Here is an 11,460-nt window from a genome sequence, read left to right as displayed (position 1 = left end):
AAACGCATGCGCTTATATGCTGAGCGATCGTGGGAAGAGTTTCAACAAGCTGTGTTACGACCGCCGTCTCGGCCATCCAAAGGCCGGCGTAAGAAAGGGCGGCCAGGAAGGCCGAGAAAACATCCGTTGAAGCTCAAGAGCGTCAAGATGGTACTAGAGTAACCGAATGATTCATCTACTAATTTTTGGTAACATGACTACACTTCACGTCCTGTTACCCTTTTAGCACATTGGCGGAAAATAGAAATGGNAAATTTTAATCCAATAAGCTGATATAACCAATATTAACAATTAATTGAATACCATGTCACTTTAGATGCAAGGCTAGTGCTGTGGCAAGCGTTAGCCGGAACAGATCACGGCGCCCGGCGGGCTAGGAGCAGGTAAGCGCAGTCAGGCGCAACTAGAACAGTAAAAGTAACTTGCGCGGCGGTAGCGTAATGAGTTGGCAATTGGGAACTCGCGGAGTAACTAAAATTAGCGGCATCAGAGTCACTTGCGGATCAACAACAGAAGAACTGCAGGAATAGTGACAGAAGTGACTGTGGCAGTGACAGTGACTATTGGCAGTGACTGTGACTGTGGCAACAACAGCAACAACAGCCGAGAAACCTGCAGCCACAGCGAACCTGCGCTCCAACGCTTGCCAGCTACGCTATTTCGTCTAAAACAGGGGGTGTTGTGCATCCTTAACCCTGAAGAGGGCTGCAAACTAGCCCTTTTCGCCGCCCTAAACTCCCCAAGATGGACGTGAACTTTGTACGATGATCTCCCCTCTTTTTTGCGGCCCAATCCCCCGGCACCAAGCCCGCAGACCATGCTCGTCCATTCCTTCGGAATATTTATCCAAGTGCAAGGATACAATGGGAAGGGCACGCTATTAATCCTATGAAACAAAGAAAAAAAATTTGTTCAAAGGAACTTGAAATCTATTCGCAACTTGAGTAATATAAAAGTGGTTGTTAGCACTTGGGATGATCGAGTGCTAATATTAATGACAACATCTACACATAACACCACATATTTAAAGGAGGCTGTTTTTTCATGATCAAACCTTTAGGTGAACGCGTTCTCGTGCAACCGATCGAGCAAGAGGAGACAACGGCATTTGGCATCGTGCTTCCAGACACAGCCAAAGAAAAACCACAGGAAGGTAAAGTCATCGCCGTTGGCAGCGGAACTTTGAAAGATGGCGTCCGCGTTCCGTTGGAAGTGAAAGAAGGAGACCGCGTTATTTTCTCCAAATATGCTGGCACTGAAGTGAAATACGAAGGCAAAGAATACTTGATTATGAAAGAAAGCGACATCCACGCGATCATCGGCTAATCCGCCGATTCGTATCTGAACGAATATCTACACAACTATATGGGAGGTAATTGAACAATGGCAAAAGAGATTAAATTCAGTGAAGACGCCCGCCACGCGATGCTTCGTGGGGTTGACGCTTTGGCAAACGCAGTAAAAGTAACGCTCGGTCCTAAAGGCCGCAACGTTGTACTGGAGAAGAAATTCGGCAGCCCGCTCATCACGAATGACGGCGTAACGATCGCAAAGGAAATCGAACTGGAAAACGCCTTTGAAAACATGGGTGCTCAGCTCGTTAAAGAAGTTGCGACGAAAACCAATGATGTAGCCGGTGACGGTACGACAACGGCAACGGTTCTGGCACAAGCCCTGATCCGTGAAGGTCTGAAGAACGTTACTGCCGGCGCTAGCCCAATCGGCCTGCGTAAAGGGATCGACAAAGCGGTTCGCGCTGCAGTCGAAGAACTGAAGAAGATCTCCAAAACGATCGAAGGCAAACAATCGATCGCTCAAGTTGCTGCAATCTCCGCGGCTGACGAAGAAGTTGGCGAACTGATCGCTGAAGCGATGGAGAAAGTAGGTAAAGACGGCGTAATCACGGTTGAAGAATCCCGTGGCTTTGCAACGGAGCTTGAAGTGGTTGAAGGGATGCAATTCGACCGCGGTTATGTATCTCCTTACATGATTACAGATACGGACAAAATGGAAGCCGTACTTGAAAATCCATACATCCTGATCACCGACAAGAAGATCAGCAGCACGCAAGAAATCCTGCCAATTCTGGAGAAAATCGTACAACAATCCAGACCGCTGCTTATCATTGCTGAGGACATCGAAGGCGAAGCTCAAGCCATGCTGATCGTGAACAAACTGCGTGGTACGTTCAGCGCGGTAGCTGTTAAGGCTCCTGGCTTCGGCGACCGTCGTGAAGCGATGCTGCAAGATATCGCTGCTCTGACTGGCGGCCAAGTGATCACAGAGAAACTTGGTCTGGATCTGAAGAGCACGACGATCGAGCAATTGGGTAACGCTCGTCAAGTTATCGTTACGAAAGAAAATACGACCATCGTGGACGGCAGCGGTGACAAAGCCGACATCGATGCTCGCGTAAACCAAATCCGTGCGCAACTGGAAGAAACGACTTCCGAGTTCGACAAAGAAAAACTGCAAGAACGTCTGGCTAAACTGGCTGGCGGCGTAGCCGTTATCAAAGTTGGTGCAGCTACGGAAACTGAACTGAAAGAACGCAAACTGCGTATCGAAGACGCACTGAACGCTACGCGTGCAGCTGTTGAAGAAGGTATCGTTTCCGGCGGTGGCGTAGCCCTCGTGAACGTATACAATGCAGTAGCTGCGGTTGAAGCAACTGGCGACGAAAAAACGGGCGTTAACATCGTGCTTCGCGCTCTGGAAGAGCCAGTTCGTACGATCGCTGCAAACGCTGGCGAAGAAGGCTCCGTTATCGTGGATCGCCTGAAGAAAGAACCAGTTGGCATCGGCTACAATGCGGCTACTGGCGAATGGGTGAACATGATCGAAGCAGGTATCGTTGACCCTGCGAAAGTAACTCGTTCCGCATTGCAACACGCAGCTTCCGTTGCAGGCCTGTTCCTGACAACTGAAGCCGTGATCGCGGACAAACCAGAACCAGAAAAACCAGCTGCTCCAGACATGGGCGGTATGGGCGGCATGATGTAAGATAGGCTTTAAAGTCTAGCCTAAAGAGGTCTCTCTTTTGAGAGGCCTCTTTTTTTGTCTTCTTATAATATGCAAATGGACGCTCCGTGTAGATTACAGCGGGATCCAATCCACGATTATCACCATGTCGTCAATTTATAGTTCAAATGGCACGAAAACTCATTATAATGGCTATAAAAGTTGTGTAATCTGTCTATGTTGTCGTATATTTTAAGTCAAATGCCAAGGAGGCTTACTAACAAATGATTCGCATTGGCAAAATCAGCTATTGGCACGTTCATGCAGAAGATTACACGAAGCAGGCACTAGAGCATCCTGAGACGAAGCTGGCTGCGATTTGGGATGAACTTCCCGAACGCGGGCAGGCCAAAGCGGCGCAGTATGGAGTACCGTACTATGCTTCACTGGATGAGATGCTTGCGCAGGACGACATCGACGCGGTTATTGTGGATGCACCAACGAATATGCACCGCGACGTCATGGTGAAGGCGGCGGAGGCAGGTAAACATATTTTCACGGAGAAAGTTATCGCCCCTACGGCTAAGGAAGTTTCGGATATTCTCGCTGCGGTTCGAAAAGCGGGCGTGAGGCTGATGGTTTCCCTGCCGCGCCTGTATGACGGTTACACGCAGACGATTGATCGGGTGCTCCAAGGCGGCAAGCTCGGCAAGCTGACGATGGCACGGGTGCGGCTGTCGCATAACGGCGCGACGGCGAACTGGCTGCCTGAACATTTCTTCTCGAAGGAGCAGTGTGGCGGCGGTGCCCTTATCGATTTGGGCTGCCATCCGATGTACCTGGTGCGGCGTTTCTTGGGGATGCCAGAGAGTGTAAGTGCGAATTTCGGCTATGTGACAGGGAAGGAAGTCGAAGACAACGCCGTAGCCATTCTGCGTTATGCGGAAGGGGCGATTGGCATCGTTGAAGCGGGCTTTGTGAACAGCCACTCGCCGTTCTCCATCGAGCTTCACGGAACGGAAGGCACGCTGTTGTACGGATTCCCGGATGAAGTTCCAGTCGTTCGTTACAACGGCGGCAGCGAACAGTGGGAGAAGCTGGAACTGGATGACCGATTACCTTATGCCTTCAGCCAATGGGTGGAACATATCAAGCTAGGCACCGAAGCGACGGACAATATCGCAGCAGCTGTGGATCTGACTAAACTCATGGAAGCATCGAATCGTTCGGTAGCGGAAGGCCGGCCGATTCGGATCGACGAACTGGCTGAATAAACATAACAGATGACCATTGAAGGAAAAGAGGGATCAAGATGCGGGCAGATCATCGCGAATCGACAGGGAAGAAGCCAACTGACCGTAAAACGGCGGGGAGCGCGAGTCCTTTTCCGTACGCCAGAATGGCGGAAAGACAGGATGCACTCGACCGACTGGAGCTGCAATTCCGCTGGGGCGGTTACGGCATTCGCGTGCTGCGCTGCCATCTGGCCTCGTTTCCTCCTGGACATATCATTCAGTTTCATAAGCACTCGGGCTATGAATTTCATTATATTCCGAAAGGCAAAGGCAAAGTCATTCTCGTCGACCAGACCTATGATCTCCACGAGGGCATGTTCTATTTGACCGGACCGGATCTGGTGCATTATCAGGAGTCGGACCCGGAAGATCCAATGTATGAACTATGCCTTCATCTGGAGATCGAGCCGCTGGAGGCGGGTGGCCAACCTGGCGGCTGGGGAGACGAGTTGGAGGCAGCGGAGGCGGAGGAGTGCATCACCTCGTTGGATCGTTTGCCCGTCGCACCGGTCGTTGACCGGTTCCATGCGATGAGTGGTTTTTTGGAAGCGTATCGTATATTGGAGGAACAACCGATCGGCTTCTACACGCTGCTGAAGCAGGAAATCGTGCAGATTTTGCTGCGCACCGTTCGCGTGCTGGACCGGGCCGATGACAGAACGGGAATTCCTGAGAGAGATATGAGCTTCCATCGATACAAGTTGGCCACGCAATACATTCAGGACAACGAAAGCATGCCGATCTCGCTGGAACAGGTTGCAGAAGCCATCGGGATCAGCCCGCGGCAGCTTCAGCGGATCTTCCGAAGTGAAGGGCGGACGACGTTCCGCGATTATTTGGAGCATACGCGGCTGACCGCGATCTGTTCGGACCTGCTCCTGACGGACAAAGCGATTGAGGAGATCGCCATTGCCCACGGTTTCGCGAATCCAAACTATCTGTACCCGGTGTTCAAGAGCAAGTATGAAGTAACGCCAAGCGCGTACCGCAAAATGCACGCGGGCGAGCATTCGGCACCCATTCCAAACGAGAGAAGGAAGCGAGCATATGAGTAAACATGTACGTATCGGCATTATCGGAAGCGGCGGAATTGCCAAAGCCCACGTATCGGCTTACCGGAAGCTTCCGTTCGTAGAGATCGTGGCAGTCGCCGACGTGATTCCCGGCAAAGCCGCGGATTTCGTGGAGGCGCTGCAATTGGACGGAGCGGCAGCCTATGACGGCCATCGCAAGCTGCTCGAGCAAGAGCTGGACGCCGTCAGCATCTGTACGCCAAACGTCTCACATCACGAGACAACGGTGGATTCGCTGAAGGCAGGCAAGCAAGTGTTGTTGGAAAAACCGATGTCCGTCACGTTAGCGGAGGCGCTGGAGATGACGCAAGTGGCCCGCGACACCGGCAACATGTTAACGATCGGGTTCCAGCCCCGCTATGACCCGAATATGAAGCTGTTGCAGGAAATTGTGCAATCCGGTCGGTTAGGCAAGGTCTATTACGCCGAGACGGGCGGCGGCCGCCGGCGTGGTATGCCGGGAGGCACGTTTATCAGCAAGAAGCTGGCTGGAGCCGGGGCGATGGCGGATATCGGCTGCTACTCGCTGGATATGGCGTTAAATACGCTGGGTTATCCTCGTCCGCTCACGGTATCTGCCTTTACGTCGAACCATTTCGGCCGCAATCCGCTTTACCATCCCGAAGCATCCAAGTTTGAAGTGGAGGATTTCGGTGTGGCGATGGTTCGCTTCGAGAACGATCTGGTGTTGCAGTTCAAAATCTCCTGGGCCATGCACATGGACACGTTAGGCGCAACGATGTTCCTCGGTACCGATGCGGGACTCAAGGTTACACCGGCAGGCAGCGGTCCTTGGTCTGGTGTATGGGACGGTGCGGTAGGTTCGGTTACGCTGTACCACGACGAATACGGTCGGAATACCCAGACGCCGATTCCACTCATCGAGCACAAACTGAACTTGTTCGATGAGAAGGTCCGGGACTTTGCTGAAGCGGTGCGCGACGGTCGTCCTGCACCGATCCCCGGCGAGCAAATTTTGATCCAACAAGCGATCATTGACGGCGTGCTGCGTTCCGCTGAAGCGGGGCGCGAGGTGTCTGTAGAACTCCCGCGGAATGATTAATCTTTCATCTATATTCGTTTTATCTCAACAGCCCCTGCGCTTCTTGGCAGGGGCTGTTTATGCGATGTCGCAAAAATGAGGGGGAATGCAGGATTCAACCGACTTCATGTTGAACAATATAAGGAATCTCATGGAAAAGGTGGGATATTTAAGATAACACAGCCATTCTAACTATGGGAAGTATTCTGACATAATCTTGATGGAGTTGTGAAGAGAAAAAGGCGCAGTGAGGCAATGTAAATAACCTATTCAATCAACAAAATTTTGCATTAGGGCTGGTTTTACATTGTCTTAGGAATTCTCTCTCATCTAACATATTATGAAAATTTTGAATATTTAACACTCGATTTACAAAAATAAATGCCATATTTCAAATGATCTATGTTAGAATAAGTGACAAATTGGGGTTCGGGAGGATGCAAATGTGGACTTATCTGATTCGTCGAGCTATTCAATCGGTGTTTGTGTTATTTATCGTTATGAGCGTTTGTTTTTGTGCGATGCGCCTGATGCCAGGGAATATGTGGACCCTTAGCATTGGGATGACCGAAGAGCAAATTCAATATGCGAACGAACAGAAGCATCTCTTTGGTCTGGACTTGCCGATCTACCAGCAATATTTCCGGTGGGTCAATGACCTTCTGCGTGGAAACTTTGGTCTGGATTATTATCACACACCGATTAGTAGTTATATCTGGGGATATTTCTGGAATAGCTTTTACTTATTGGGTACGTCATTTCTCATTGCTTTGCTGATTGCCATACCGTGGGGCATTTATAACAGTAAACGACAAGATGGGCTGTCGGATAAACTAGGTCTGATCCTAAGCCTGGTTGGTTACAGCATTCCTGTGTTTGTGTTGGGGCACTGGCTGCAGGAGATCTTTGCCTTCAAATTGTTCTGGTTCCCGCCAAGCAGCATGCATGCTCCAAACAAAAGAGGGGACTGGGTTGATCTTATCTACCACATGGTTCTCCCCGTGGCCACAGTTACGATCGGACTGATTGCTTATTATATGAAAATGGTTCGCACCAGCATGATTGAGGTGCTGCCTTCCGAATTTCTGAGTCTGGCCCGCGCGAAAGGGGCCTCGGAACGAAGAGTCACCTATCGACATGCATTAAGAGTCGCTGTAGTCCCCGTCATTACCATCATCATGCTGGATTTGCCGACCCTGATATCGGGTGCCGCGGTGGTCGAGAATGTTTTTAACTGGGGAGGTATAGGAAGCTTGGCGGTATTTTCCGCGCAATCCCGGAACTATCCCGTGTTGCTCATGATCATCTTAATCATCTCTGCATTTGTGGTGGTTGCCAACTTTCTGGCTGACCTGCTCTATACAATTGTCGATCCTCGGGTGAAGATTCATCGAAAAAGCGTTCTGCGGCGTTGATCAGCTGGAAGGCAGCGAGCTGTTCATGCGCTGAATAAATTCCCGCGGCGATATGCCTTCTACTTTTTTGAACACTTTGCTGAAATAAAACGCACTTTCATACCCCAGCTTCTGCGAAATTTCATAAATGCGGCCTTCACCGCGAACCATCATTTCCTTAGCGGCTGCGATTTTAGTCTCCGTGACATATTCCACGAAATTGATTTTGGCCGTTTTGGAGAAGAGATGGCTTAAGTAATTGGGGCTGAAGTTAAAAACATCCGCCACCTGATTTAAGGACAGCTTACTGTTCAAGTTCCGCTTCACATAGTCCTGCACGTTCCGCACGATTTGCTCCTTGTAACTTTGCTTGCGGGAAGACAGGATTTCGCAGCAACCGTCCCGGAATTGCACGAGCCAATCGATCACGCCTTGGGTTGTTTGCTTTTTATAGATCGCGCGATACCCCTCCGGCTCATTCTCGAAAATTTGCTCAACCACGTTCTCGCCGTCTGCCAGCAAAGAGGTGGCCATATATAAAATATTGCAAGCCGCATCGGTAGCGGGTACAACTAACTCCGGCCGGCCATTAAACCGATCAATGAGATTCGTGATCATGGTGTGCAATGCGTGGGTATCCAGTTCTTCAAAGGCGCGGCGGATCTCCGAACGGGAGACGATGGCATCGACTCCTGGGGAAGCGAGATTCTCCGCTTCGCTCTGGGTGAAGAAGACAAACGATTGCTGATCGAGGGCAAACGGCAACGCCCGCCGGGCAGCCAGGTAGCTTTCATGCAGCAGGTACGGGTCCTCCACGGCATTCCCAACCGCGCCGATGATTTTTACATTGAAATAGGAATGGAGCACCTCTGCCATATGGTGCAGGAGCTCCTCCACTTCCGGCATCCAGTGGGTCGGATCTGGATCTGACAGAGGCAGCACAATTGCAAAGTTCCGCAAATCCAGGCTGGTTACGAAGCAGGGGCGCGACGAGGCGAGTGTATCCTTAGCCATCTGCACCGTGCTGGAGCACAAAGCGACCAGCTTATCCCCGCGCGGAGGGACGCTCTCCGGTCCCTGAATCCGGCAGGAGCAGACGAGGTGGGCAGGAGCGGATAAATCCAGCTCAAGATCGTCTCGTTGCAACAGGAACTGATTTTTGTTCTCGAACAGCTGATTAAACAGCCGGATAAAAAATTTATCGCGCAGCGCATGTAAATTGCTGCGGTACAGCATACTCGGGTAACTCTCCACGGTTTGGTATTCCCCCAACATGGCAACGGCCTTCTGGACGGATTCGGCCAGGATCTGCGGGGTTAGCTCCAGCTTGACTAAATAATCCGCTGCCTGAAGATGAATGGCGCGACGTGCGTATTCAAATTCCTCATAGCTCGTTAAGAAGATGAAGAGCGGTATCCGGCCATATTTGTCGCGTACGGATTCAGCGACCTGCAGACCGGTTTTGACCGGCATCTTAATGTCGGAAATGACCAGGTCAGGACGCAACGATTCGATCATTTCCTCTGCCTGAGCACCGTTGTGGGCGATGCCAACGATTTCGATCTGATAATCTTCCCATTTGAGCATGGACTGCAGGCCGATACAGACGAGTGCCTCATCATCGGCAATCAGCATTTTAATCATACGATCACTTCCTCCCGTGGTTTACGATAGCGACAAGTTGTCAAAGTTGGAGGTCAAGACTTCCGGCAGGGCAACAGCAAATGCATTCTCGTAAATTCGTTCAACTTGCTTTCGATCGAGAGGCCGTATCGATCCCCAAAGGTCAGACGCAGCCGATCGTGTACGCTGCGGAGCCCGATATTTTCGAACAGGCCTTTGGAGCCGGGTTCTTCTTGCTTGGACAAAATCGCCTCAATTTGGGCTTCACTCATTCCCACGCCGTTATCCTCAATCGTAATCCGCATGTCATACCCGCTCTTGGCCACAGACACCGTGATGTTGCCGCGCCCCTTCGGTTCGATTCCATGAAAAATCGCATTCTCCACCAGCGGCTGCAGTGTAAAGCGGGGAACCAGACTGGAAAGGAGCTCCTCGTTATCAATGATTTGATCCATCGTAATCGTGCCGCCGTAGCGATATTTCTGAATGAGGAAATAGTCATTCATCAGGCTAAGCTCTTCCTGCAGCGGAACCAACTTGCGTTGATCTTTGGCGATGCTGCGCAGCAGCCGCGATAAGGAGGTGACCATATCTGCGATACCCGTAGCGTTCTGAATCGTAGCCATCCATCTTATCGAGTTCAGGGTATTATAGAGAAAATGAGGACTGATCTGGCTTTGCAGCATGCGATATTCCAGTTCCTGCTTCTGCTTCTCGTCCGCGACACGAGATTCCATCAGCGTCAAAATATCCTGGGACAACCGATTGATGCCGCGTCCCACATCCCCGAGCTCGCTGTTCCATTCAATATTCCGGTCGATAAAGAAATTACCTTGCGCGATCTTATCGATCCGTTTGCGCAGCTTCTCTACGGGCAGGCTGATGGTGCGGGTTAAATACAACATAATAAATCCGCTTAATGCCAGCACCAGCACAGAAACGCCAATCATTAGCAGCAGCCAAGCGTTGAGCTGTGGAGCAAATTGCTTCTTGTCCAGCGTCTGGGCGAGTCTGACGCCTTCCCGCACCGGATAGGACACCGAGATGAGGCGTTCCCCGTCCTGCTCCATCCATTCGAGCTTGGTGAGCGCCCCGGTGGCTTCACTTTGATCATACGGCAACAATGTGTAAGGGCTTTCGATTTCCTGCACTTTGTCCCCTTCGATCCGGTACGTTTGGCTGCCAAGGGAGAGCAGCAATTCCGAGCCCTCCGGCAGACTGTAGCCTTTAAGCTTATCGGTGATCACGGAGGTGTTCGCCAGAAGATAGACCGTCCCAATGCGTGCAGCCCGTTCACCGTAAATTGGCAGAACGATGGGGATGCCGCTGGAGCGGGAGAACGGGTCCTGGATCACGCGCTCCCAAGCTTCCTTCGCATCTGGGACCAGACCGGGAAGCTGGGTTATATTATGAATATTCAACGGAACTGAAGCGCTTCCAGAATTGTCGACCTGAATGAACTTATCTTGGTGATCCGTGATGATCAGGCGTCGCACGTAGCTGTTGGACCGGTTCACCCGGAAGTCCTCCTGCATTGACAAGAAGGCATTCAGCCGATCTTTGGCGCTGGCTTCCGGTGAGATAAAATAGTCCTGAATCAGCTGATTGGTAGGCGAGTTCGTACTGCTGGTCAAAGCCAAAGTAAACAAGTTATTTAAATCTTGATCGATGATATGAGAGACGAGCTGCAGGTTAAATTCTGTCGCCTGAATGGTGGTTTTGCGTTGAAAATACGAGATCAGCTCGTAGCTGAAAAAAGACAGAATTCCTGCGATCAGCAAGGCAAACACGGTCATGATCAGGATAATCCGGCTTTTGATAGTGGCTTTTCTTGCGCGCGTGTCGATCACCTCATCCGGTGTAAGATCAATGCGAGTTTTAACCGATATAGATAACAATAACATGAGTTGACATCATCGGTAGCGGTAAGGTTCATAAACAACCATTTTTACATCTTTTGAGTATGATTTTACAGCTTTTCATTCGTTTCTTGAAGAACCAAATAGAAAAGTGTAGGAAAAGAACGTAAAAATGTATGCCCTTTCATTTTAGATTTCGATACCATGAACCTA

Annotated in this window: 8 protein-coding genes; 6 read left to right on the top strand and 2 right to left on the bottom strand. The window is 50.6% G+C overall.

Going from position 1 to position 11,460, the window contains the following annotated elements:
• Positions 1-1,044 precede the first annotated feature (1,044 nt).
• The 6 genes from groES to M891_RS0116390 all read left to right on the top strand — a co-directional run bounded on the left by groES (position 1,045) and on the right by M891_RS0116390 (position 7,786).
• Complete coding sequence (groES, locus tag M891_RS0116415) at positions 1,045-1,326, top strand: co-chaperone GroES (protein ID WP_016313170.1); 282 nt, start codon at positions 1,045-1,047, stop codon at positions 1,324-1,326.
• Positions 1,327-1,383: 57 nt separating this feature from the next.
• Positions 1,384-3,003, top strand: coding sequence for a chaperonin GroEL (gene groL / locus M891_RS0116410; protein ID WP_016313169.1), 1,620 nt, complete (start codon positions 1,384-1,386; stop codon positions 3,001-3,003).
• Between the two features lie 242 nt (positions 3,004-3,245).
• Entirely contained in the window at positions 3,246-4,235 is a 990-nt protein-coding gene (locus tag M891_RS0116405; protein ID WP_028539586.1) for a Gfo/Idh/MocA family protein, read from the top strand.
• A 38-nt stretch (positions 4,236-4,273) separates the two neighbouring features.
• Positions 4,274-5,311, top strand: coding sequence for an AraC family transcriptional regulator (locus M891_RS24075; RefSeq protein WP_051417057.1), 1,038 nt, complete (start codon positions 4,274-4,276; stop codon positions 5,309-5,311).
• A complete protein-coding gene (locus tag M891_RS0116395) occupies positions 5,304-6,392 on the top strand; it encodes a Gfo/Idh/MocA family protein (protein WP_016313166.1) in 1,089 nt (362 codons plus the stop codon). Before M891_RS24075 ends, M891_RS0116395 begins: the two co-directional genes overlap by 8 nt.
• A 422-nt stretch (positions 6,393-6,814) precedes the next feature.
• The gene (locus tag M891_RS0116390; protein WP_028539585.1) at positions 6,815-7,786 is read left to right on the top strand and encodes an ABC transporter permease; all 972 of its coding nucleotides are present in this window, start codon (positions 6,815-6,817) and stop codon (positions 7,784-7,786) included.
• Here the strand turns inward: M891_RS0116390 and M891_RS0116385 are convergent, their stop codons facing one another.
• A complete protein-coding gene (locus M891_RS0116385) occupies positions 7,787-9,409 on the bottom strand; it encodes a response regulator (protein ID WP_028539584.1) in 1,623 nt (540 codons plus the stop codon).
• 53 nt (positions 9,410-9,462) lie between these two features.
• Positions 9,463-11,292, bottom strand: a complete 1,830-nt coding sequence (locus M891_RS0116380; protein WP_232228360.1) for a cache domain-containing sensor histidine kinase — start codon at positions 11,290-11,292, stop codon at positions 9,463-9,465.
• Positions 11,293-11,460 lie beyond the last annotated feature (168 nt).

Origin of the sequence: Paenibacillus sp. J14 (assembly GCF_000518465.1) — a bacterium.
Taxonomy (GTDB): Bacteria; Bacillota; Bacilli; order Paenibacillales; family Paenibacillaceae; genus Fontibacillus; species Fontibacillus barengoltzii.
The sequence above is the reverse complement of the archived record's forward strand: the minus strand, read 5'-3'. Positions and strand labels throughout refer to the sequence as shown.